The sequence below is a fragment of the Jeotgalibacillus sp. S-D1 genome, from assembly GCF_004358665.1.
Classification (GTDB): domain Bacteria; phylum Bacillota; class Bacilli; order Bacillales; family Jeotgalibacillaceae; genus Jeotgalibacillus.
In genome coordinates, this window is record NZ_SMZR01000001.1 from 1,097,625 (window position 1) to 1,121,182 (window position 23,558).

22 protein-coding genes are annotated in these 23,558 nt (G+C 39.2%); 5 read left to right on the top strand and 17 right to left on the bottom strand.

Going from position 1 to position 23,558, the window contains the following annotated elements:
• Positions 1–3 precede the first annotated feature (3 nt).
• Positions 4–1,671, top strand: a complete 1,668-nt coding sequence (rnjA, locus tag E2R51_RS05600) for a ribonuclease J1 (RefSeq protein WP_133376026.1) — start codon at positions 4–6, stop codon at positions 1,669–1,671.
• 47 nt (positions 1,672–1,718) lie between these two features.
• Here rnjA and E2R51_RS05605 read toward each other — a convergent pair whose 3' ends face one another.
• The 6 genes from E2R51_RS05605 to E2R51_RS05630 all read right to left on the bottom strand — a co-directional run bounded on the left by E2R51_RS05605 (position 1,719) and on the right by E2R51_RS05630 (position 9,468).
• The gene (locus tag E2R51_RS05605; protein WP_133376027.1) at positions 1,719–2,384 is read right to left on the bottom strand and encodes a potassium channel family protein; all 666 of its coding nucleotides are present in this window, start codon (positions 2,382–2,384) and stop codon (positions 1,719–1,721) included.
• Between the two features lie 68 nt (positions 2,385–2,452).
• Positions 2,453–3,466 carry a cytochrome d ubiquinol oxidase subunit II gene (locus tag E2R51_RS05610; protein WP_133376028.1) on the bottom strand — a complete coding sequence of 338 codons (1,014 nt, stop codon included), beginning with the start codon at positions 3,464–3,466 and terminating at the stop codon, positions 2,453–2,455.
• A gap of 63 nt (positions 3,467–3,529) precedes the next feature.
• The gene (locus E2R51_RS05615) at positions 3,530–4,867 is read right to left on the bottom strand and encodes a cytochrome ubiquinol oxidase subunit I (RefSeq protein WP_133376029.1); all 1,338 of its coding nucleotides are present in this window, start codon (positions 4,865–4,867) and stop codon (positions 3,530–3,532) included.
• A gap of 289 nt (positions 4,868–5,156) precedes the next feature.
• Positions 5,157–6,977: an ABC transporter ATP-binding protein gene (locus tag E2R51_RS05620; protein ID WP_133376030.1), complete on the bottom strand. Its 1,821-nt coding sequence runs from the start codon at positions 6,975–6,977 to the stop codon at positions 5,157–5,159.
• A gap of 4 nt (positions 6,978–6,981) precedes the next feature.
• On the bottom strand, positions 6,982–8,742 hold the full coding sequence (locus E2R51_RS05625) for an ABC transporter ATP-binding protein (protein WP_133376031.1): 1,761 nt from the start codon (positions 8,740–8,742) through the stop codon (positions 6,982–6,984).
• 183 nt (positions 8,743–8,925) lie between these two features.
• On the bottom strand, positions 8,926–9,468 hold the full coding sequence (locus E2R51_RS05630; RefSeq protein WP_133376032.1) for a peroxiredoxin: 543 nt from the start codon (positions 9,466–9,468) through the stop codon (positions 8,926–8,928).
• Between the two features lie 257 nt (positions 9,469–9,725).
• Between E2R51_RS05630 and E2R51_RS05635 the strand changes: the two genes are divergently transcribed.
• Positions 9,726–10,583, top strand: a complete 858-nt coding sequence (locus E2R51_RS05635) for a mechanosensitive ion channel family protein (protein ID WP_133376033.1) — start codon at positions 9,726–9,728, stop codon at positions 10,581–10,583.
• Between the two features lie 33 nt (positions 10,584–10,616).
• Here E2R51_RS05635 and E2R51_RS05640 read toward each other — a convergent pair whose 3' ends face one another.
• The 6 genes from E2R51_RS05640 to E2R51_RS05665 form a co-directional block, all read right to left on the bottom strand.
• Positions 10,617–11,726, bottom strand: a complete 1,110-nt coding sequence (locus E2R51_RS05640) for an N-acetyldiaminopimelate deacetylase (protein WP_133376034.1) — start codon at positions 11,724–11,726, stop codon at positions 10,617–10,619.
• 55 nt (positions 11,727–11,781) lie between these two features.
• Positions 11,782–12,495 (bottom strand): 2,3,4,5-tetrahydropyridine-2,6-dicarboxylate N-acetyltransferase, encoded by a 714-nt coding sequence (dapD, locus tag E2R51_RS05645; protein ID WP_133376035.1) that lies wholly within the window; start codon positions 12,493–12,495, stop codon positions 11,782–11,784.
• A gap of 92 nt (positions 12,496–12,587) precedes the next feature.
• Positions 12,588–13,469: a transcriptional regulator CcpC gene (locus tag E2R51_RS05650; RefSeq protein ID WP_133376036.1), complete on the bottom strand. Its 882-nt coding sequence runs from the start codon at positions 13,467–13,469 to the stop codon at positions 12,588–12,590.
• A 16-nt stretch (positions 13,470–13,485) separates the two neighbouring features.
• Entirely contained in the window at positions 13,486–14,988 is a 1,503-nt protein-coding gene (locus E2R51_RS05655; protein WP_133376037.1) for an MDR family MFS transporter, read from the bottom strand.
• Between the two features lie 18 nt (positions 14,989–15,006).
• The gene (cbpB, locus tag E2R51_RS05660) at positions 15,007–15,456 is read right to left on the bottom strand and encodes a cyclic-di-AMP-binding protein CbpB (RefSeq protein ID WP_133376038.1); all 450 of its coding nucleotides are present in this window, start codon (positions 15,454–15,456) and stop codon (positions 15,007–15,009) included.
• Between the two features lie 210 nt (positions 15,457–15,666).
• The gene (locus E2R51_RS05665; RefSeq protein ID WP_133376039.1) at positions 15,667–15,924 is read right to left on the bottom strand and encodes a YkuJ family protein; all 258 of its coding nucleotides are present in this window, start codon (positions 15,922–15,924) and stop codon (positions 15,667–15,669) included.
• 422 nt (positions 15,925–16,346) lie between these two features.
• On the opposite strand from E2R51_RS05665, the gene E2R51_RS05670 reads away from it, so the two are divergent.
• Positions 16,347–16,592, top strand: a complete 246-nt coding sequence (locus E2R51_RS05670) for a glutaredoxin family protein (RefSeq protein WP_133376040.1) — start codon at positions 16,347–16,349, stop codon at positions 16,590–16,592.
• Between the two features lie 38 nt (positions 16,593–16,630).
• Here E2R51_RS05670 and E2R51_RS05675 read toward each other — a convergent pair whose 3' ends face one another.
• The 3 genes from E2R51_RS05675 to E2R51_RS05685 all read right to left on the bottom strand — a co-directional run bounded on the left by E2R51_RS05675 (position 16,631) and on the right by E2R51_RS05685 (position 18,020).
• Complete coding sequence (locus E2R51_RS05675; RefSeq protein ID WP_133376041.1) at positions 16,631–16,864, bottom strand: hypothetical protein; 234 nt, start codon at positions 16,862–16,864, stop codon at positions 16,631–16,633.
• 58 nt (positions 16,865–16,922) lie between these two features.
• Positions 16,923–17,687: a 2,4-dienoyl-CoA reductase gene (fadH, locus tag E2R51_RS05680; RefSeq protein WP_133376042.1), complete on the bottom strand. Its 765-nt coding sequence runs from the start codon at positions 17,685–17,687 to the stop codon at positions 16,923–16,925.
• Between the two features lie 108 nt (positions 17,688–17,795).
• Complete coding sequence (locus E2R51_RS05685) at positions 17,796–18,020, bottom strand: hypothetical protein (protein ID WP_133376043.1); 225 nt, start codon at positions 18,018–18,020, stop codon at positions 17,796–17,798.
• Positions 18,021–18,246: 226 nt separating this feature from the next.
• Here E2R51_RS05685 and E2R51_RS05690 point away from each other — a divergent pair, with 226 nt between their 5' ends.
• A complete protein-coding gene (locus tag E2R51_RS05690; RefSeq protein WP_133376044.1) occupies positions 18,247–19,125 on the top strand; it encodes a metallophosphoesterase in 879 nt (292 codons plus the stop codon).
• 32 nt (positions 19,126–19,157) lie between these two features.
• Here E2R51_RS05690 and E2R51_RS05695 read toward each other — a convergent pair whose 3' ends face one another.
• A complete protein-coding gene (locus E2R51_RS05695; protein WP_133376045.1) occupies positions 19,158–21,251 on the bottom strand; it encodes an RNA degradosome polyphosphate kinase in 2,094 nt (697 codons plus the stop codon).
• A gap of 43 nt (positions 21,252–21,294) precedes the next feature.
• Positions 21,295–22,857 carry a Ppx/GppA family phosphatase gene (locus E2R51_RS05700; RefSeq protein WP_133376046.1) on the bottom strand — a complete coding sequence of 521 codons (1,563 nt, stop codon included), beginning with the start codon at positions 22,855–22,857 and terminating at the stop codon, positions 21,295–21,297.
• A 157-nt stretch (positions 22,858–23,014) separates the two neighbouring features.
• Here E2R51_RS05700 and E2R51_RS05705 point away from each other — a divergent pair, with 157 nt between their 5' ends.
• Positions 23,015–23,458: a YkyB family protein gene (locus E2R51_RS05705; RefSeq protein WP_133376047.1), complete on the top strand. Its 444-nt coding sequence runs from the start codon at positions 23,015–23,017 to the stop codon at positions 23,456–23,458.
• Positions 23,459–23,558 lie beyond the last annotated feature (100 nt).

Here is a 23,558-nt window from a genome sequence, read left to right on the forward strand (position 1 = left end):
TTAATGAAGTTCGTGAAAAACGACCAAACCGCTGTGTTTGCCCTCGGCGGAATGGGTGAAATTGGAAAGAATACATATGGTGTTCAATTCCAAGATGAAATTATTTTAATTGATGCAGGAATAAAATTTCCTGAAGACGACCTGCTGGGGATTGACTATGTAATACCCGATTACACATACCTTGAAAAAAATGTTGATAAGATTAAAGGCCTTTTTATCACCCACGGCCACGAAGACCATATTGGAGGTATTCCCTATCTTCTTAGAAAAGTTAATATTCCTGTTTATGGCGGAAAGTTAGCCCTCGGTCTGTTAAAAAACAAACTTGAAGAACACGGATTATTACGTAACACCACGCTGCATCCGATTGGTGAAGATGATGTAATTAAGTTCAGAAAAACAGCTGTAAGCTTTTTCAGAACAACTCACAGCATACCTGATTCCTATGGGATAGTTGTTAAAACCCCGCCGGGCAATATCGTTCATACTGGTGATTTTAAATTTGATTTCACGCCTGTAGGTGAACCTGCAAACCTTGCAAAAATGGCCGAAATAGGAAAAGAAGGTGTTCTTGCTCTTCTTTCTGACAGCACCAACAGTGAAGTGCCTAACTTTACATTGTCTGAACGTAAAGTTGGGGAGAGCATTGAAGATATTTTCCGCAAAGTAAACGGAAGAATAATATTCGCTACATTTGCTTCGAATATCTACCGGCTGCAGCAGGTAACAGAAGCGGCTGTAAAGTATGGCCGGAAAGTGGCTGTATTTGGCCGCAGTATGGATAATGCCATTTCAATTGGACACGAATTGGGCTACATCAGTGCCCCAAAAGATACATTCATTGATACTCATACATTAAACCGGCTGCCTGCTGATAAAGTTGTCATTCTGTGTACGGGAAGCCAAGGTGAGCCGATGGCTGCGCTGTCTCGCATTGCCAACAGTACGCATCGTCAAATTCAAATAATCCCTGGGGACACCGTTGTTTTCTCTTCTTCCCCTATCCCTGGCAATACGATCAGCGTTAACCGTACAATTAATCTGCTTTACAGAGCAGGTGCAGACGTCATTCATGGACCGCTAAATGACATCCATACTTCTGGACATGGTTCTCAGGAAGAACAAAAATTAATGCTGCGATTAATTCAACCTAAGTTTTTTGTTCCCATTCACGGTGAATACAGAATGCAAAAAACTCATGTAACATTAGCAGTTGATTGTGATGTTCCTGAAGAGAACTGCTTCGTGATGGATAATGGAGACGTGCTGGCTTTAAGCAGCGATCAGGCAAGTGTGGCAGGCAAGATCCCTTCTGGTTCTGTTTATATCGATGGCAGCGGTATTGGCGATATTGGCAACATCGTATTGCGTGACCGCAGAATATTATCTGAAGAAGGTCTGGTGGTTGTAGTAGTAAGCATTAATATGAAAGATCACCGTGTAGCTTCAGGACCCGATCTGATTTCAAGAGGATTTGTGTATATGAGAGAATCCGGAGAGCTGATTCACCAGGCGCAATCATTAATTCATAAACACCTGAATAAAGTGCTTAACCGCAAAACAAATCAGTGGTCAGAAATTAAAAATGAAATTACACAGACACTGGAACCATTTCTTTATGAAAAAACAAAACGCCGTCCAATGATTTTACCAATCATCATGGAAGTATGATAAAAAAACCTTTGATCTTTTTAAGATCAAAGGTTTTTCTCTTTTAATTACGAGCTTTGCATTACCCTTTTTTCAAATCGATTAATATCAGTGTCCGCTCCGATTACGATCAGAATGTCACCAGCCTGTATTTCATCAGTGGCTTGAGGAGACACGATAATATCATCTTTTCGTTTAATGGCCACGATGTTTATTCCATATTGCGCCCGAATATCAAGTCCGATAATTGTGTTTCCTATTAGCAGATCGTTTGCTACAATTTCAACAATGGAATGTTCATCTGAGAGCTCAAGATAATCGAGAACGTTATTCGATACAATATTATGGGCAATTCTTTTACCCATGTCCCTTTCAGGATGAACGACTTTATCTGCTCCAATGCGTCTTAATACTTTTTCATGATAATCATTTTGTGCTTTTACTGTAATTTTTTTAACCCCAATTTCTTTTAACATCAGCGTTGTTAAAATACTGGCTTGAATATCATCGCCAATCGCCACAATAACATGGTCAAAATTGCGAATGCCTAAACTTCTTAAAACCGATTCATCTGTCGTATCAGCCATTACCGCATGGGTTGCAATATTGGCGAACTCGTCAATTTTATCTTCAAATTTGTCAATAGCCATTACTTCCATGCCCTGTTCGATTAGTTCCCGGACGATGCTACCGCCAAATCGGCCCAAACCAATTACAACAAACTCCTTTTTCACGCTAATTCCCCCATAAATTGTTCATATGATATTTATAATCTTACCATATTCCAATCAATGCATTACGTTTATTTCTTTCCTTTAACATAATCGGCATCGAATAGAAATAAACGCATAAGCAAAATCAGGGATGGGATCAGCAGCAGCAAACCTGCAATAAATACAATGACCAGCGCCGTTCCCATTGTTTCATTCACAACACTTCCGGTAATTGTCACATATGGGTAGATAATATAAGGTAAATGAGATGCCCCGTAGCCGAAGAAGGCAAAGAAAAATTGAAGCATTACACTTATAAATGAGAAACCATACATTTTTTTCTTATACATAAGAAAAGTGGCAATCATAAAGAAAAGCAGGGAAAGTCCAAACATCCACCAGATTCCAATTGCATTCTGAAAATGCTCAGGGTTATGTTCTCTCAAAGCAACAAAGACCATTAAACTGGCTAAGATCGTAGGCGCACTCCAGAATAAAGAAAACTTTCTCAATATGACTCTCGATTCAATATCTTCAGCACGGTGTGCATAATAGGTAAGGAAACTTGCGCTTATATACAGTACTGAAACGATTGCAAGCGTTACAACACTCCATGAATACGGGCTTGTAAAGAGCTCTTTAGCCAAAAACACAACCCCATCGTCTGTAACTTCGAGAAACCCGCCTTCTGATATTGTAAGAGCAGTTGACAGGGATGCCGGAATCAAAAGTCCGGTTGCTCCATATAAAAATAAGAAAAAAGTGTTATTGCTGGGTCCGTAATTGCCAAAGGCATAAAAAGAACCCCGAATAGACAGCAGGATAATTGCGATACTTCCCGGTATTAACAGCGCAGTACCCAGGTAATACGCGGTGTCCGGGAAAAAACCAACTAATCCAACAAAAAAGAAAACAAAAAAGACATTTGTCACTTCCCATACAGGTGAAAGATACCTGCTGATCAATTTACTCATGATATGTTCTCTTTTGGTAATTCTCGCGTAATAAGCAAAGAATCCTGCACCAAAGTCAATAGCTGCAACAATTAAATATCCATATAAAAATATCCAAAGCACCGAAATACCTAAAACTTCTAAGCTCATGAGACAACCTCCTTCTGCTAAATAAAAAGGTGAGGAAGGAAAACCCTCACCTTATTTAAACTCCTATATTTTGCCGTTTGGATAGCGTTTTTCAAGTTCAGCCTCAGGCGGTCTGTTTTTAAACATTTTGATTAAGACCGTTACACAAAATGTTCCAAGTACGCCGTACAGCAGCAGGAACATTGCAAGTGCTATTCCAACGTCACCAGAGGTTGTAGCTGCCTCATCAACTTTCATAATGCCTCTTAAAATCCATGGCTGACGTCCAATCTCCGCCAGGATCCAACCGCATTCAATCGCAATCATAGCTAAAGGACCGCTTGCTACAATTCCCCATAATAGTGGTTTATTCCATTCATTAAACCGTTTAAAGAGCATTAGAACGATAAACAATCCGGAGATGAAAAGTGAATACATCCCAATCATTACCATTATATCAAAAGCGTAATGAATGCCCAATGGCGGTCTTTCATCCTCAGGAAATTCATTTAGTCCAATTACTTCTGTATCAAAAGAGTTTCCAGACAAAAAGCTAAGCATTCCTGGTATCCTGAGAGCATTACTTACCTCGCCTTCCTCATTAATTGTTCCAAAAACCAATAAGTCTGCATTAGACTCCGTTTCAAAGTGCCATTCAGCTGCTGCAAGCTTTTCAGGCTGGTGCTCAGCTAAAAACTTGGCAGATAAATCCCCTGCAAGCGCAGTTCCTGCAGCAAATATTAGTCCGGTAATCATTGTTAAGCGCAATGCTTTTTTATGATAGTCCTTTCCTTTTTTACGGACAAGCGCAAATGCGGCAATAGCGGCCAATATAAACGCTGCCGTCATATAGCTGGACATCACTACGTGAAAAACTTTTGCCGGCGTTGCTGGATTAAACATAGCAGCTAACGGATCAATATTTACCGCTTCACCGTTTACGATATCGAATCCCTGCGGTGTATTCATGAATGAGTTAACAGATGTAATGAAAAATGCGGATAATGTAGACCCTATAACTACAGGAATGGTCAGTAACCAGTGTGCCCAGCGGTTTTTAAAACGATCCCACGTATACAAATAAATCCCTAAGAATATAGCTTCAAAGAAGAAGGCAAATGTCTCCATAAATAGCGGCAGCGCGATGACTTGCCCTGCGAATTGCATAAAGCTTGGCCACAGCAATGACAGCTGCAGTCCAATCGCTGTTCCTGTTACAACTCCAACTGCTACCGTAATTGTGTAGCCCCGAGCCCATCGTCTGGCAAGAACTAAGTAATGCGGATCATTTTTCTTAATTCCCAGAAACTCGGCTATCATAATCATTATTGGAACTCCAACACCGATCGTCGCAAAGATGACGTGGAAAAGTAAGGTGCTTGCAGTTAATATACGACTTAGCATGACGCTATCAAATTCCAATTGTTTTCCCTCCTCAAACTACTTACTTGCCTGTTAACATTACTATATCACTTCGCTAAGGCTATTATAAAATATTAAGGTAGTTTGTGATGTTTTGAACATGAACTTTTTGTGACGAATTTCACAAACTTTCTTCATATTTCTCTTTCTTAATCATTTACCAAAATAAAAAAGTCAAAACCTGCCCTTATTAAAAGGAGGTTTTGACTGATATTTTTCTATGAGGAAAATCCGTTAATACCGTCAGAACGTTTGCTGTTAATAAGAATGAGTTTTCAAACTGATGCTTCTATAGAGCTTCAAGCATATTGAATTGAGATTTAACTAAATCATGATAAATTCCACTCTGCATCATTAGTTTTTGGTGACTGCCGTATTCCATTAACTTTCCATGATCCAAAACGTAGATACAATCAGCGTCTCTAATTGTTGACAGGCGATGGGCAATAATAATTGCTGTCCTTCCCCTCAGTAATGTTTTTAGTGCTTTTTGTATTTGCACTTCTGTTTCAGTGTCAATAGAAGCAGTGGCTTCATCGAGTATAATAATTCTCGGATCTGCAAGCAAAGCTCTGGCAAACGATATGAGCTGTCTCTCTCCTACCGATAAGATATTGCCTCTTTCCTCTACCTCAGTGTCATAGCCCTTAGGAAGCTTCTCTATAAAGTCATTTGCGCCAATCGCTTTTGCAGCGGAGACAATTTGTTCATCTGAAGCATGAGGATGCCCAAATCGGATATTATCTTTAATTGTTCCCGAAAAGATGAAGGTATCCTGCAGAACAATGGATATTTGGGATCGTAAGTTTCTTAAAGAAATGTCCCGAAGATCGTGACCATCCATTTTAATTTTCCCTGCAGTAGGATCGTAAAAGCGGGTAATTAAATTGGCGATTGTTGTTTTGCCTGAACCTGTATGCCCAACCAGGGCGATTGTTTCACCTGATTTGATATGCAATGAGACGTCATCCAGTGCTTTTCGATCACTGGAATAAGCAAAATTCACTTTTTCGAATTGTATATCTCCCTTTAGTTGTTTAATATTTAAAGCGTTCTTTTTCTCGGAGACATTTGGCTTTTCATCCAAAAATTCAAATATCCTTTCTGAAGAAGCCATCCCCATAAGCAGTTGATTGTATACCATACCCAGGCGGGAAATCGGCTCCCAGAACATGCCAAGCAAAAAAGCAAAGGTCACGAGTTCCCCCAACTCCAGCTGTCCTGATTGAATTAACGAGGCTCCATGCCAAATCAAAATAGCTGAACCAACCGCATTAGTCATTTCAACCAAAGGTCTAAAAACCGCATTCTTTCTGGTAGCTTCTCTCCAGCTTTCAAAGTTTTCATGATTAATTCCGTTGAAAAATTGTGCATTTTCATTTTCCTGTGTAAATGATTGTGTTACCCGGATTCCCTGCAAACTTTCATTTAAATGTGAATTTAATTTAGACTGTTTTAAACGGACCATCTGCCAGGAACGCCTTATCTGCCTTCTAAGCTTCGTTGAGATAAAAAACATAATCGGCAATATGATCATAACCGCCAAGGCAAGCTGGGGAGAAATAGTAAAAAGAATGACGAAAATGCCAATAAGCATTAGAGCATCCATTAATAAATTAATTACTCCATTTGTGAAAAGCTCCTGCAAAGAATTTATGTCATTCATGATTCTGACAAGGATTGAACCGGCTGATCGCTGGTCAAAAAACCGATTACTCAGCCATTGCACATGAGTAAATAAATGTTTTCGCAAATCATAAATAACGCTTTGCCCCAGAACATTCATCCAGCGAATGCGAAAAATATTCGCAATGTAATTCACTAAATACAGCGCTGTAATTACACCCACCAAAATCATTAACAAATTTCCATTTTTATTTTCAATTGCATTGCCAATTACATAAATCCCAATGATGATTGGAATGACAAGTCGTATTACCGTCGTTATCAGCACTGTGAAAATGGATAATGGAAGCAGTTTTTTAGAATATGGTTTTAAATAACGCAATAAACGCCATAACTGCGTCCAGTTAAAGGGTTTCTCTATCACCTGATCGCTTGAGTAGCGAAAGCGGTTCATAACCTGGTTGCTTGGAGCTTTTTTTTGCATTCCGTCACCTCATCTCCGGTTGAACTTTCATTTTCTGCTTTTGGTCTTTGTATTGAATTTCATATATCCGCTGGTATTGTCCATTTTCTTGAATGAGCTCATCATGCGTGCCTCTATTGGAAATACACCCATTCTCAAGAACCAAAATTTCATCAGCATGTTTTAAGGATGAAATCCTGTGAGCGATAATAAAGGTTGTTCTTCCTTTCTTTACTTCCCTCAATGCCTCTTGAATTTTAAATTCTGTTTGCATATCCACTGCGCTGGTAGCATCGTCAAGGATTAGTACTGTTGGGTCAAGACAGATGGCTCTTGCAATAGCGATCCGCTGTTTCTGGCCGCCGGATAACCCGAGACCTCTTTCACCCAGCATCGTATCGTACCCCTCTGGAAGTTCCATAATAAAATCATGTGCCTGTGCCCGTTTAGCGGCACTGATAATATCCTCCATGGGTACATCCGGTCTGCCATAAGCGATGTTTGCCCTGATAGTGGAAGAAAACAAAAACGATTCCTGTAATACAAAACCAATATTCTTCCTTAAAGAATCAAGGGAATAATTTCTTACATCTTTTCCATCAATGAGAACTTCCCCGCTGGTCGGTTCATAAAAACGCGTCATTAATTGTGTGACACTTGTTTTTCCGGAGCCGGTTGCACCAATTAAACCAATCGTTTTACCACTGTCAACTTTAAACGAAATATTGTCCAGTGCTTTTTCATCTTCTTCTGTATATTGGAGGTTAACATTTTTAAATTCAATATTCCCTTTGCTGTTTTCCAGTACAACCGCATTCTTATTATCCTTAATTGGTTCATTTGCCTCCAGGATTTCCAGCAGTCTTTCACCAGATGCTTTTGATTGGGAAAACTGATTAATGGTAAATCCAAGATTCATTATCGGCCAAATAATGAAACCAACAAGACTGTAGAAGGCTGTCAGCTCTCCCGGGGTTAAATTGCCTCCTACTACCAAAAAACCGCCATAACCTAAAAGAAGTACAACGCTGGTATTGCCCAAAAACTCCATAAGCGGAAAATATTTTGCCCATATATCCGAAGTAAAAATATATTTGTCCTTGTAATCTTCATTTGAATGATTGAATTTACCTATTTGATGTTCCTCTCTTGATAAAGATTTAACAGTATTGATACCGCTTATGTTTTCCTGGACATTCGTATTTAATTGTCCAAAAGATTTTCTAACCTGACGAAAAGCGGGGTGCACTTTCTTATCAAATTTATAAGCTGCAACAGCTAAAAAAGGGATGGATAACATTGTCACGATTGTTAATGGAACAGAATAATAGAGCATTATGCTTGTTGTAACGATTAATAGAAGAACAAGACGAATTAATTCAGCAAAACCAAATGACAGGAAGAATCGAAACATCTCAACGTCAGCTGTCAATCGTGACATGAGATCACCTGTCTTTGCATTATCATAATATTGAAATGGCAGCCTCTGCAGTTTGGTATACAGTTTATTTCGCAGATCATAAACGGAAATAATGCCAAATAAATCACCATGATATTGAGAGATATAGGTGGCTATCCCTTTAACTGCCATAATAACGATAAAACCGAGGGCTAAATAAGGAACTAAGCTGTATCGTTCTCGAATAATCACCTCATCAATCGTTAATTGTAAAATGACTGGATACACGACGGTGATAGCTGTCATGACAAAGAGGAAAACAATGGATACAATAAAATGCTTTTTATGTGGCCAATAAAAGCCTTTAAGTTTTGAAAAAACGTTCATTTCTCTCCTCCTTTTGCATTTCAGGCATACTATTAAATATATCGGTTTTCGAAATAAAATTCCATATTTATTTTGAATTTTTTATCAATACAAATAATTCTAACTTTATAGTCCCGTTTAGAATACTATTTCTAAATAAAAAAAGGATCAGTCATAAGACTGATCCTTTTCCCTCTATGAGTATTACAGTGTTTTTTGTCCTGGTTTCCAGTTTGCCGGGCAAAGTCCGCCAGTTTGCAACGCTTGAAGTACACGAAGTGTTTCATCTACATCGCGCCCAATATTGTTGTGGAAGACAGTTTGATATTGAAGTTCTCCTTCAGGGCTGATGATAAACAGACCGCGAAGTGCAACTCCTTCTTCTTCGATTAACACGCCATAATCACGTGAAATTTGGTGGTTTGTATCTGCAGCCATTGGATAGTTAAGATCGCCAAGTCCATTGTCCTTGCGTTCTGTATTAATCCAGGCTAAATGCGTGTGAATTGTGTCAGTCGATACTGCAATTACTTCAGCATCCAAGTCTTCAAATTCATCATAACGGTCTGACATTGCAGTAATTTCCGTCGGACATACAAAAGTGAAGTCCATTGGATAGAAGAAAAGCACCGTCCATTTATCATCTTTCATATTTTGCTCTAAGCTTACTTTACCAAATTCTTTGTTTGCGAGCACAGCGTCCATTTCAAAACGTGGCGCTTGTTTACCAACCATGCGTTCTGCCATTAAAAATCCCTCCAAATAGTTAAATCCTATTGAGCTAATAAAGCTCAATCAGTAAGAAATCTCACGAGTTAAATGATAATATATTCATGTTGCAGAGTCAATTTAAAGGCTTTGCATATGCCTATTGATCATGAGATCTGTGAAATCAGTGTCTCTCTTATTTTTTCCCCAATGTAATTTTCTATTCAATTCTCCGTTTTCTTCTTATTAAATGGGGAAAAGAAAAACGAGCTTAGAGTAAAAGAAAGGATGATTTTTTGAATCAGTTATTACAGTTCGCCGTATTAAACGAAAGACTGGCAGAATACCCTTGGGGATCTCTGTTTATAGGAATCGGTTTTGGTGTTATTAAAATTATTGCCATCCTCATCGCTTATTTTATCGTTAGAGGAATCGGAAACAAAATTCTTTCCGGAACATTTGAAAGCTACCAAAAGCGTAAAAATGTTTCCGAAGGTCGGGCACAAACGCTGGAAAGCTTAACTAAAAACGTATATGGATATGCGCTGCTGTTTATTTTAATTGTCACCATATTGCAGGTATTTAATTATGACGTCACCGCCTTAATTGCAGGAGCAGGAATAATCGGCCTGGCAATTGGTTTTGGAGCTCAGGGTCTTGTAAGTGACGTGGTTACTGGCTTTTTCATTCTCTTAGAAAAACAGATTGATATTGGAGATTACATTACCACTGGTGAGTTTACAGGTATTTGTGAAGAGGTTGGACTTAGACAGACCAAAATACGCGGCTTTGACGGAACACTTCATTATGTGCCTAACCGTGAGATTAATGGCATGAGCAACCATTCCAGAGGAAATATGAGAGCTTTAGTAGATATCGGTATTTCATATAATGACGAAGTGGATAAAGCGATCGTTATCCTGCAGTCGGTTTGTGACGATTTGGCAGAATCCAACCCCGCCATTATTGAAGGACCCAGCGTATTAGGTGTTCAAAACCTGGGTGACTCGGATGTTGTTTTAAGGGTAATTGCAAAAACCGTTAATATGGAGCAATGGGCCGTGGAAAGACAATTAAGAAAATCCATTAAAGAAGCATTTGATATGAATGGCATCGAAATTCCATTCCCCCATCAGGTTAACATCGAAAGATAAATGAAACCCCCGGCTGGCAGCCGGGGGTTTCATCTATTTTCTAACATAGTCAGTCATCACACGGATCGCAACTTCAATTGCTTCTTCCTTAGGATTTAGCTTTGAATGGTGTAAACCATAATCCGATTCAACTCCGAGCCAGAACATAAATCCTGGTATTTCTTTAAGAAAATAGCCAAAATCCTCTCCAGTCATCGCCTCTTTGCAATGAATAATGTTTACATTTGGAAGTGTGGAAGAATAGTTCATAAAATCCAGCACAAGCTCTTCGTCATTATAAACCTGGTAATAGGGCTGATTGAATTCTACAGTGGCTTTACAGTCAAAGGATAGCTCAATCCCCTGTACGATCGCCTTCACTCTCGACTTTAAACGATCCATCGTATCAGGATTCAACGTGCGCATTGTACCGCTCAGAACGGCTGTTTCAGCAATAATATTGCCAATGGTGCCAGCTTGTAATTTTCCGACCGTTATAACACCGCTGTCCAAAGGATCAATACTTCGTGAAACGACGGATTGAAGCTGAGTGATTAAATGCGCACCGGCAACAATCATATCTTTGGTTTTATGTGGATAAGCTGCATGCCCTCCTTTACCCGTAAGTTCAATATGAAGTTCTGAAGTATTGGCAAACAGCAAACCCGGTTTTGTTGCAATGTCTCCAACTTTATATTCCGGTGCTATATGGAGGCCAATTATTTTATCCGGCATCCACTTTTTCATGATATCCGATTGGAGCATCCTCTGGGCACCCCCTGGACCTTCTTCTGCAGGCTGAAAAAGAAATAAAATATTATCCTTTACCGGGTCTGTAACCACATCAGTCAATATCCCAAGCGCAATGGACATATGAAAATCGTGACCGCAGGCATGCATAAAGCCGGGATGCTCTGAAGGAAATTCCACTCCGCTTTTTTCCGTGATTGGCAAGCCGTCTATGTCTGCACGATAACCTATGGTTTGAGAAGGTGCTGTCCCTTCTATGAACACAAATATTCCTGTTTCCCATGTTTCAATCGTCATTCGTTCCTGAGGTAAACTGTTTATATAATCCAATAGATACGCCTGAGTTTTAAACTCCCTGTATCCAGTTTCCGGTATCTTGTGCAAATCTCTTCGAATGGCTATAAATTCATTCATCTTTTCCACTCCTATTATAGAAAAGACGCAGAACGAATTCTGCGTCTCTTGAGTATTAGAGCTGACGGAGTTCCTGTTTAATTTCCGTTTTTGATTTTGTTTTCTCATCGATTTCTTTTATCACTCTTGCAGGTGTTCCAGCTACTACAGTATATGGAGGAACGTTTTCAATCACAATGGCGCCGGCTGCTACCACTGCACCTTTTCCAACCGTTACACCTTCTAATACGACTGCATTTGCTCCAATTACAACATCGTCTTCCACGATAACCGGCTGTGCTGAAGGCGGCTCAATAACCCCAGCCAAGACAGAACCTGCACCAATATGGCAATTCTTACCAACAGTGGCTCTTCCGCCTAATACAACATTCATATCGATCATAGTACCTTCTCCAACTACTGAGCCAATATTAATGGAGGCACCCATCATAATGACTGCATTATCTCCGATCTCTACCTGGTCTCGAATAATAGCACCGGGCTCAATTCTCGCTTTTATGTGTTTAAGATCCAGTAATGGAATAGCTGAATTTCTTCTATCATTTTCAACAACATAATCAATAATATTGGTTTTGTTTTCTTCTATAACAGCAGAAAGTTCTGACCATTCTCCAAATACAACCCCTGTATTTCCAGTAATAAAGGTTTGTGCACTCTCACCGAAAGAAATATTATCAAGGTTTTCACCCTTTAGATATACCTTTACGGGTGTGGATTTTTTTGCATTTTGTATGTATGAAATAATTTCGTTTGCATCCATTTGTTTCATAGCTGAATTCTCCCTTCAATTAATTGAATAATCATGCAATCACGCTCTTTTACTTTAACAGATCAAAGTGAAGGAAAACAAGTAATTCGCAGTTAATTCACCATTTCTTTAAGATACTCTTTTACTATTTCAGAAAAGGCCTCCACCTGGGGAAGTTCAAAGGAAGACTGGTAGCCAAGAAGCCACGTATCCCTTTTTAATACTGACTCTGCTTCTGAATGCAATGGTATTTTATTAATGTTCTTTTCCGTTCCTGTTAGTGTAATAGAAGGCAATATCGCGTATCCGATCCCATTCAGAGCCATTTGCTTACAGGTTTCAATTTGATCCACTAAAATATTTTGACGGGGCATGATTTTGAACTGCTGGTTCCACCAGTCCTGTATCTCCTGATAATAAGTTGAATCGCTTTTAAATTGAATGAACGGTCTTGACGTTTTTTGAAGATCTTCTATTTTTTTTATTTCTTTGTCTACTAAAAACAATTGATCCTGAAACAAATGCATTTTCGGCCCTTTCCAGTCCGGCGTCCCTCGGATAATTCCGATATGAACCTCGCCATCATAAACCGCCTGCAGTATTTCACTGCTCCAACCCGTGATAAGGGAAATTCTCGCATGAGGATTTGCTTCCACAAAGCGCTTTAGCACCTTGGGAAGCCAATTTTGGCCGACGATGGATGCACAGGCGATTTTAAGTGTTCCATATATTTTAGTATCCATTGACTGCAATTGATCACTGACTGCTTCTTCTTTTGCTAGTATGTCTTTTGCCAGCTGCACAACCATTTCGCCAGCAGGTGTCAGGGTCAACCCTTTTTGGGATCGCAAAAAAAGAAGCTGCTGCCATTCTTTTTCAATGGTTTGCAGCCGCTGAGAAAGCGCAGGCTGTGATACAAATAATCGTTCAGCCGCTTTTCTCATGTTCATTTCCTGAGCTAATACAACCAGTAAGCGATAATCAGAACGATTCATTGGACGCACCTCCACCTTATGACTTGTCGTTTTTCGGTAAAAATAAAATTAAGATTAAACTAATTGCTGCAAATAAAAACACAACTAAGTACACTGTGTTAAGACCTGATGTCATTGCATCCTGAAGTGATTTTAAAACCCCGGGCTCCATTGAATTCCTGCCTTTGGCGGTAAGCAATTCATTAACGGCATCCACATCCAGTTTCTGCACATCCTCTTGACTGCTTGCATGAAAGGATTGGCGCAATTGGGCATTTAATATGCCGCCGAGCAAGGCTACTCCAACCGTGCTACCCAGGTTTCTCATAAAAAGATTGGCAGCTGTTGCAGCTCCTCTTTCATTCCAGGCAACCGAGCTTTGGATTGAGACAATAAAAGAGGTCGATGTTAACCCCATACCCACTCCAACAAAAAACGATGACATCGCCGCCCATAATGGACCGTAAGAAGGGTCCATCAGCACGAAAAATAAAGCTCCGATCAAAAGAGAACAGCCGCCTAACAAAGAGGTTCGATAATATCCAAAGCGAATCAGCAGTCTTCCAGCCACAACAGCAGAGATCGGCCAGCCAATCGACATCGCTGTCAAAGTAAAGCCAGCCACCCTTGCACTCTGCTCCATTACACCGGTTACAAATGCAGGCAAATAACTGGAAATACCAATGAGCAATACACCTGTGGCAAATGATACAATATTGGCAATAAAGATAGATCTGTTCTTCCAAATTGAAAAAGGCATCATTGGATCTGCCGCTCTCAATTCGTGCCTGATAAACCAAACTAAAAAGACTGCTCCCGCAGCAGCAAGTCCTGCTGCAAGGGACGAGGTCCAGGAAACAGAAACACCGCCTTCAACAAGCAAATAAAGCAGAATGGTCAGCGCTGCTGTGAGAAGAACTGCTCCTTTATAATCAACATGATGCTTTTCCTTTTCTACACTTTCCTTAAGAAATGCCCATAGACCGATTAAGGAAAGAATTCCTAATGGCAGGTTAACCCAGAAGACATACTGCCACCCTACAGTCTCCACCAGCAATCCGCCTATGGCAGGTCCCATCACTGCCGATATACCCCACACGCTTGAAAGGTAGCCCTGAATTTTAGCACGCTCTTCCTTCGTATAAATATCCCCAACAATTGTGGTAGCAATGGGCAGCACTGCACCTGCCCCCAAGCCTTGTATAAAACGGAATGCAATCAGCCACTCCATGGAAGTTGCAAAGCCGCATAAAATTGATCCGGTTAAAAATAAAACCATCCCAAATGTCATAACCGGTCTTCTTCCAAATAAATCGGACAGCTTTCCGTAAATTAATACGGTTACAGTACTCATTAAAAGATAAGATGAAAAAACCCAGCTATACAGCTGGAAGCCGCCAAGATCTGCGGCAATGGCCGGCATGGCTGTTGAAACGATTGTAGCTTCAATCGCTCCGACAAACATTGCCAGCATAACTGAAGCCAGTATATACGGGCGGTACTTGTTTTTATTTGGCTGAGGCGCTTCTGTTGAATTCATAGTTTATCTCCTTAAGCTTTACGACCGCTGAACCTGCATATGAATATGTCTTTGCAGCTGCTTAAGCATTACTCTTCTTGTCATTAAACCCTGGAAGTAGCCTTCTCTGCTCATTACACATAAAAATGGATGATCCACAAGCAAATTCAAGGCATATTGAAATTGATCCGTCATTTTGAGGTGCGGGATATCTTTGTCCATTACATCCTCTACCTTTTTTTCGTCCAGCCTTCCAAACTCAATTTTTTCTAAGCCCAGTATAGAATCAGTAATCATTTGAGAGCTTATGAGCCCTTTTAAGTGATAGTCCGTGTCTAATACAGGTATTGCTGAATAGCCGCTCTTAGTAAGCAGTAATAAAGCATGTTCAATCGTATTGGTTGTTTGTACATGAGCAATTTTTTCTGAAGGAATGATGAAATTTTCGATTGATGTTTCTAAAAAATCTTTGTGTTCAATAGAAATCATTTTAATTAACCCCTTTTACTTAAAACATTCCACTCTTATCATAGCACAATTAAATTGGAATGAACCATCAGAATGTCCCCGGATGGCAGGCTGAATTATTGGAGATCAATGTTGTTTTTTAGCCCGCTCTCTGGACATTTATCCATAAAAATACCCCGTGAGTGATAGGTTGGCACCTAGCATTTACGGGGCAGTTCACGTACATTGTTTTTATAATTCGTTTTCTTCTTGAAGCAGGTCATAGATTTCGATAGCAGTCATATCGATGTTATCAAATGGATATTTTTGTGCCTTGTTGTCTTTATCGTATACTTCTAGCTCGAATGTGTCATTAGCAGAGAAATATTTAACCTGACAAACTCTTTTACCGTTCACCTCAAAAAATCTTGATTGAACATCCCCAGAATCGTCTTGTTCTTGCAGTGTTTTTAATCGTTGAATAATGCCCATTAACTGAGATTGTGACATATGGCATTCTCCCTTCCAATATAAATTAAATGGCAAGCTTCACCATCTTTCATCTACGCCTGCCTCTCTATATAAATGAGGTGAAAAAACGTCTAGTCAGCGTAAAAAAGACGATTGAATGGCAGTTTTCTCTTTTCAGCAATATAAAAATTGCAGAAAGGCTAAAAGTCATCATTTTCATAATTCCCTTAACTGCTCATTACAAAACAATGATTACTATAACACAACTTTTATCATGTGAACACAGTTTACTTATAGCTTACACGCAAAAACAAAATAAGTATAGCGGGCAGTTAGCTCTTTCGCTCTTTTTCCGTTGGATAAACAGGCATCTGGTCAGCATATGCTTTGACACTTGAGTTCTCTTGCGACAAACTAAGAGTTAGCATATTAAATAAAAAGATGGTCAGGAAGTGAGACAAATGCATAAGGTTGTTTTATATACGCAGCCGCAATGCCCGCCCTGTGAACTCGTTAAGCGGTTTTTATGCGCTAATGAGGTTCAATATCAGGAAATTAACATTAAAGATGACGATAAATCCAGACAATATATGATGAATCAATTGGAATGTTACTCCACACCAACAGTCGTGATCGATGATGAGCATATTATTAGAGGCTTTAATCTAGAAGAATTAGCACAAAAACTCAATATTTCCTGTGAATAAAAAAGCCAGTTGAGAGGATTTCTCCTTTTCAACTGGCTTTACGTTTTTAACATCCAGTAAACAACATAGCCAAGTACTACAACACTAGCTGCGATATACGTAATAAATACCGGGTTAAGTACAATTGAATGCTGACGGCCTTCATTAGGTACGGATTCATCCCGCTCATTTTTTGCATTGGTTTGATCCTTCGCAATCTTCATCGTAACAATTAGGCCAATAACAGATATAATTATGCCGATGATTACATAATAAATATTGAAATACTCCATTAACGGTCACATCCTTTACATCTAGGATGTTCACATCAAGCTGATTTATTCATCCTTTTTAAAATGGAAATGAATTAAGCCACTGACCGCCATCCATTGTAATACATTCACCGTTTATGTATGACGCTTCATCTGAAAACAGGTAAGCAGCGAGGCCGGCTATTTCCTCTGGAGTGCCCAATCGTTTTAACGGCACCGACGCCAGCGTTCTTTTTGCTGCTTCTTCTGATTCCCAAAGTTTATCAGCACCACCTGTCCGCTCAATCGGTCCAGGTGCAATAGCATTTGAACGGATGCCATATTTATGCCCCCACTCTACAGCAATGGTCCTAGTCAAAGACAATACCCCAGCCTTTGCTGCTGCTGAATGAGCTACTCCTGCTCCAGCATCCCATGCATAAGTAGCCACCATATTGATAATAGATCCTTTCACATTATTTTCAATCCAATAATCCCCGACTGCTTTTGTGCAGTTAAACGTGCCATTTAATACGATATCAATAACTGATTTCCACCCATTAGGTGACATCTTTTCTACCGGGCAGATAAAATTTCCTGCTGCATTATTAACCAGACCATCAATTGTACCGAATTTATTGACTGCTTCCTGTACCATTGCTTTTGCCATATCTGCTTCCCGGACGTCCATTTGAAATAATTCCACTTTGCCCGGTTCTGAAGATAGTTCTTCTTTTGCTAATTGCAGTTTCTCAATATCTCTGCCTGTTATCAGTACAGAATGTCCGTCCTGTACAAAGCGTTTGGCCATATATTTCCCCATGCCATTTGAACCGCCTGTGACAATATAAACTTTTTTATTCATTTACAATCCCCCTTGTGCAAACTGAATGATGATTCACTCATAATTATAGCTCATTCAGCTGAAACATACAAAAAAACCTATGATCGATTGACCATAGGTTTTAGTACTTTATTGAGAAAAGTCCTGATGAAGAGATAGCTTTTGGTGAAGCTGGGCAATCGCACGAATAATTGTACGTTTTCTGTGATGTCCCGCTGCTGAGGCAGACTGGCCATTCATTTCAGCAAAGACTTTACCTTTTGAGTCGGAATTTTTAAAACCTTCTATATAAACAACAATCGTTCCATGGTCTGTAGGGATACGCAAAATATCTAACTTAATTCCAGTTTTCATGGGTATAAAACTCCTTTTATTTGGACTGCTTTTTTCGCGATAATGTTACCGTATATCACTGTTTGACTATTGTCAATATAAAGAAGTTTAGGAAACGAAATTTAATTGGCATACGTATGGCAGGGAATCTTTATAATTAAACAGATCAATTTATTAGGATGCGGAATGGCTTATCTTTTCTTCCTGCACCTGGATGCATAATAAAAATTAAAGGAATGAGATCCAAATGACAGAAGAAAAAGAAGGAAGAAGAACATCATTCTTCAAAAAAATGGTTTACACCCTTCTAAGTATTGGATTGGCAAGTCTGTCGGGGTATTCCTACGCCCGATATATTGAACCTGTCCGTTTAAGTATAACAGAAATTCCTTTCTATTCGAATAAACTCCCTTCTGCATTTAATGGGATTAAAATTGCCCAATTTAACGATACTCATATCGGCTTCAATTATTCTTTGACCCAATTTAAAAAACATCTTAAAATTATCCAGTCCTATTCTCCTGATTTAATTATTTTCACGGGAGACCTTCTTCATCAGCCGAATCAATACCAGGATAAATCAGAGGTTATAAGCCTGTTAGCTTCACTGGAAGCGCCGTTGGGGAAATTCGCTGTTTATGGAAATCATGATCACGGGGGCTTTGGGACTACTATTTATTCAGCTATTATGGAGGAATCCGGTTTTACTATACTGAGGAATGAATCAGCTGTTATTTCACTGGAAGAAGAACATATCTATTTATCTGGCATTGACGAACCAATGCTCGGAAACCCATCTTTAACGAAAATTGAACAAACGGTAAAAGCGGACGCCTTTCACATTTTTTTAACTCATGCTCCTGATTTAGCGGCTCAGATTCAGGATTATGATCTTTTGTTGAGCGGACACAGTCATGGCGGCCAAATTCGTCTTCCCCTCATTGGTCCACTGGTGGTACCGCCATATGCTGAAAATTTTAATTCAGGTCAATATGAAAAGGATGATGGGGATCAATCAGCCATCATCTATGTGAACCGTGGACTCGGAACCACCAGAGTCCCTCTAAGGTTCATGTCTGTCCCTGAAATAACGATGTTTACATTATATACAAAAAAAGCTGACTAAATGCATGTCAGCTTTTACATTGTAGTGAGGATTTATTCTTGCTCTTCTTGAATACGATAGGCTTTTACTAATAATTCCTGTTGAGCATTGAACGCTTGATTCTCTTGCCGTTCTACATATATATAATGGCCATCACTCGTCTGATAGCGTGCTTTTACATTATCCTGCAGGTATAAATCCAAAATTGCTCTCATCCGCTTTTTATGCTTCCTGTCAAATATAGGAAATAGCAGTTCTACCCGTTTTTCCATATTTCTTGTCATAAGATCTGCTGACGAAAGATAAGTGCTATTCTTTCCATTATGGTGAAAATAATAAATTCTGCTGTGCTCCAAAAAACGCCCTACGATGCTTATCACCCGAATGTTTTCGCTCACCCCAGGTAAACCCGGACGGAGGCAGCATATCCCTCTGACAATCAAATCAATTTTTACTCCATAACTGGAGGCTTCATATAATTTTAAAATTAATTTTTTGTCCGTCAAAGAATTCATTTTGGCAATAATATGTCCATTGCCGTGAAGCTTTTGATATTCTATTTCCTGATCAATCAATTTGCTGATTTTATCGCGAATTGAAAAAGGCGCAACGACAAGATGATGATAGGCTGGGGTTTCCGTATAGCCGCTTAAGTAATTAAAAAAGTTTGTTGCATCCGTTCCATACTTTTGATTAGTGGTTATGATGCCAATATCCGTATACAATTTGGCTGTTTGGTCATTATAATTTCCCGTTCCTAAATGAACAAACCGCTCGACAACCCCATTTTTCTGGCGCACAACCAGCGTAATTTTGCTGTGTGTCTTTAAGAAATTCATCCCATAAATCACATGACATCCGGCTTTTTCTAATTCTTTTGCCCATTGCACATTATTTTCTTCGTCAAATCTTGCTTTTAATTCCACCAGCACGGTTACCTGTTTGCCATTTTCTGCAGCTCTTTTAAGTGCTTCTATTACCGGTGAATCTCCACTGACGCGATACAAAGTCTGCTTTATCGCCAGCACCTGCGGATCATCCGCCGCATCATTGACCAGATCCACTATTGGGTTAAACGATTCGAACGGATGATGAAACATCAGGTCCCTGCTGAGAGAACGCTCAAATAAATTCTCATTCGAAGCCAGATCCTCAGGCGGCTGCGGAATAAAGGAAGGAAATAATAAATGTTCGTTTTGTTTTTTTGCTTGTTTTACAAAGTCAAACAAATAGGTAAGGTCTATCGGTCCTTCATTTTCATACACATCATCTTCTTCAACCTCAAGTTCTTCCATTAAATAGTGAAGGATATTTTTATCCATAGTCCCTTTGTGAACTTCTAAACGGACTGCAGCTCCCCATTTTCTTTTTTTCAGCTCTTTTTCGATCTGCACCAATAAATCTCTTGCCCCTTCTTCGTGAATAGTCAAATCCGCATTACGTGTGATCCGGAAGGTGCCAATTGAAGAAACCTGGTAGCCGATAAATAACTTATTTATAAAAAACTTAATTACTTCTTCCAGCAAGATGAATGCTTTTTCATTAGATGCAGGAATTTGTATTGCTCTTTTTAATACACTTGGAACCTGGACGATCGCTACATTCTCGATTCTCTCTTCACTTTTTTGTTTTTCTAAACACACAATAAGATTTATGCTTTTGTTTAGCAGCATTGGAAACGGGCGGTATGCATCTACAGCCATGGGGGTCAAAACAGGAAAAACTTGTTCATCAAAAAAGGTTTCAATATAGTCCATTTGCTCTTTTGTTAATTGATCCATGCCATAAAAAATAATGTTCTCTTTTTTTAACTTAGGAAGCAGATCCTTTACAAAGGTCTTATTTTGGAATCGCACCAATCGATGGCTATAGAGTGAAATTTCATTTAACTGCTCTTTCGGGGTCAACCCTGCTTTATTTTCAGGTCTTCTAAAATTAACCTTTACCTGGTCCTTCAGGCCGGCAACCCTGACCATAAAAAACTCATCCAGATTCGAACTGAAAATAGCAAGGTACTTTAATTGCTCCAATAATGGATTCGTATGATCAACTGCTTCCATAAGAACCCGCTCATTGAATCCAAGCCAGCTTAATTCCCGGTTGTTAAAATGCTCTGGTTTATCTAAATTCTCTATTTTTGGATCCAAACATTTTCAGCCCCTTGCCTTTTATCTGTCTTTCAGTTTCTCCTCAAGATAACGTTTTGATCGTGTGAAGGTCTTTTCTTAGCTGAATAAATGTCAGGGAGATCGGCTGTTTAACAGCTTTAGCTAAATGTTTCTTTTGTTTTTCTGCCTGATTTTCTTCCGCCAGTGTATTACCTGCTGCATAAAGAATTATTTCAAGCTCTTGAAGATGATTATTTATCTCGATTTTCTTAATAATATTTCGCTTGGAACCATTTAAGCTGTAGGCGAATTTTAAAAGAGCTCCAAGTTCCCTCAAACTTTGAATTTCTTCTTTCGTAAACCACTTATCGAAAGGTCTAAGATATTGCTGCATAGCAGATTTGCTTTTAAATGATGCAATTGCAGCTATCTTTACGCGATCCTCGTGAAGTACACCGTCAATCGATCGGTTGGCTAATATATAAAAGGTATGCTCGCTGCTTGAGTCTGAATCAATATATTCACCGAGATAATATAAGCAGGAAGCTTTTTTTAGTAATTCCAAATCCTCGTGACTATAGGCCAGCACACCATTTTCAGTTAACTTATAATACAGTTGTTCTGCAATAAACTTTATCTGCTCAGCGTTTTGTTTCGTAATTGAATAGTCAAAGAAAAGTTCTTTTAAGCTATTTTGAAATACATGTTCTTTATTTAGCGGTGCATCCAGCTGGTTCATCAGTTCCTTAAGTACTAAACCATCCCGCAGTCCTTTTCTGCTGAACAAAAACCCAGTTGCCTGAACCGTGTCAAAAAGCTGACAAAAAACCTGAGACGCCGGGGCAATAATGTCGATTCTGTCATTTGACAAGCCTTCCAGCTTTTCGAGATCATTGTAATCCATATCAATAATCTGATTGCGCAGAGAAAACAATGACTCCTTTGACATCCAATACTGATGAACGCCGGCAATAGGATACGCCTTGAGCTGCTGGTCAATTTGAGCTATATTTCTGGCACTTCCCCCAATTGCGACAATTGGAACTTTTTTATTTTCCAGCCAGGGTAAACTGCGAAACTGATCGTTTAAAAATTCAGTTAATTCCGCGCGCTCCAATGCAGTTAACACTTCATTTTTCATAAATTCTTTTTTTAATGATACAACACCAAATGGAAAACTATGAGAATATTTTAGCTGCTTTTGTTCAAAATAGGTTATTTCGGTACTGCCTCCGCCCATATCAATTGTAATGCCCGACAATACAGGTGTGCTGTGGACAACCGCTAAAAAACCGTAGTAGGCTTCTTCTTCTTCTGTCAAAATCGATATTTCAAAATTTGTCTTTATCCTGACTCTTTGGATAATCTCATGACTGTTGGCCGCTTGTCTGATAGCTGCAGTTGCCGCTATTCGAAGGTCAGTAATTTTATGATGTTCAATGATTTCCTTAAATCCCTCAAGTGTAGTGATTAATAATTGAATTCCCTCTTCCCTCATTTCATTAGTCGGGGTTAAATAGCCTCTTAGTCTTGCAACTGTTTTTATATTTTCGACTTCTTTCATTCCTTTATTTACTTCGTAGTCATAAATAACAAGCCGTATCGTGTTTGATCCAATATCAATCACAGCTGTCTTCAATCTCATTTATACCATCTCCAAAGTCAGTAAATAGTGTATTATAATTATAATTGACCGTATCAATTGACGCTACTTTCTTCCTGTCCAAGGGTCCGCTCTTTTCAAAAGAATGGTAACAGGCTATACTTTAACAAACCAACTAACTTTCTAAAGGAATGATGATATGAGTGAACAGGAACCATCCAATAAGTTGAGCTCTTCAATCTCTCAAGCGATTTTCACAGTAAACAAGCACGCAAAAACAGCTTCAAATCCAAAGTATCTATATCATTTAAAAAAAGAAGCCCTTACCAAATTAATTAAAGAAAATAAAGCAAAAAAAATAGGCCTTCAATTTTCAAATAACCCAGGCCTTAGTCAGCAGCGGTCTGATGTACTTGTAGAATGCGGAGACTATATGTTTCATATCCCTCCAAGGAAAGAAGACTTCAACTCACTTCCCCACTTAGGTAAATTGACAGAATCATTTAGAAATCCGAAGACGAGAATGGGATTGCGCGAAGCTAAAACAATCCTGGAATCCTATACCGGCTTAAAAGACGTTTCTTCTTCCCCTCCTAAAAACCGGACATACCAAAAACCCGTTTTTAAACGTCTTGGTGAATAGCTGTAAAAAGGAATTTGCTCTGCTGTAGTCCAAAGCCTTCAAAAGTCCAAAGAACATGGGACAAGCCGGTAACCTTACATGCACAATAAAACGACCGATC

Coding starts and splice junctions, on each gene's coding strand:
- rnjA (WP_133376026.1), top strand. CDS start 4: ATGAAGTTCGTGAAAAACGACCAAACCGCTGTGTTTGCCCTCGGCGGA.
- E2R51_RS05610 (WP_133376028.1), bottom strand. CDS start 3,466: ATGAGCTTAGAAGTTTTAGGTATTTCGGTGCTTTGGATATTTTTATAT.
- E2R51_RS05620 (WP_133376030.1), bottom strand. CDS start 6,977: ATGCAAAAAAAAGCTCCAAGCAACCAGGTTATGAACCGCTTTCGCTAC.
- E2R51_RS05625 (WP_133376031.1), bottom strand. CDS start 8,742: ATGAACGTTTTTTCAAAACTTAAAGGCTTTTATTGGCCACATAAAAAG.
- E2R51_RS05630 (WP_133376032.1), bottom strand. CDS start 9,468: ATGGCAGAACGCATGGTTGGTAAACAAGCGCCACGTTTTGAAATGGAC.
- E2R51_RS05640 (WP_133376034.1), bottom strand. CDS start 11,726: ATGAATGAATTTATAGCCATTCGAAGAGATTTGCACAAGATACCGGAA.
- dapD (WP_133376035.1), bottom strand. CDS start 12,495: ATGAAACAAATGGATGCAAACGAAATTATTTCATACATACAAAATGCA.
- E2R51_RS05650 (WP_133376036.1), bottom strand. CDS start 13,469: ATGAATCGTTCTGATTATCGCTTACTGGTTGTATTAGCTCAGGAAATG.
- E2R51_RS05655 (WP_133376037.1), bottom strand. CDS start 14,988: ATGAATTCAACAGAAGCGCCTCAGCCAAATAAAAACAAGTACCGCCCG.
- cbpB (WP_133376038.1), bottom strand. CDS start 15,456: ATGATTTCTATTGAACACAAAGATTTTTTAGAAACATCAATCGAAAAT.
- E2R51_RS05665 (WP_133376039.1), bottom strand. CDS start 15,924: ATGTCACAATCTCAGTTAATGGGCATTATTCAACGATTAAAAACACTG.
- E2R51_RS05670 (WP_133376040.1), top strand. CDS start 16,347: ATGCATAAGGTTGTTTTATATACGCAGCCGCAATGCCCGCCCTGTGAA.
- E2R51_RS05675 (WP_133376041.1), bottom strand. CDS start 16,864: ATGGAGTATTTCAATATTTATTATGTAATCATCGGCATAATTATATCT.
- fadH (WP_133376042.1), bottom strand. CDS start 17,687: ATGAATAAAAAAGTTTATATTGTCACAGGCGGTTCAAATGGCATGGGG.
- E2R51_RS05685 (WP_133376043.1), bottom strand. CDS start 18,020: ATGAAAACTGGAATTAAGTTAGATATTTTGCGTATCCCTACAGACCAT.
- E2R51_RS05690 (WP_133376044.1), top strand. CDS start 18,247: ATGACAGAAGAAAAAGAAGGAAGAAGAACATCATTCTTCAAAAAAATG.
- E2R51_RS05700 (WP_133376046.1), bottom strand. CDS start 22,857: ATGAGATTGAAGACAGCTGTGATTGATATTGGATCAAACACGATACGG.
- E2R51_RS05705 (WP_133376047.1), top strand. CDS start 23,015: ATGAGTGAACAGGAACCATCCAATAAGTTGAGCTCTTCAATCTCTCAA.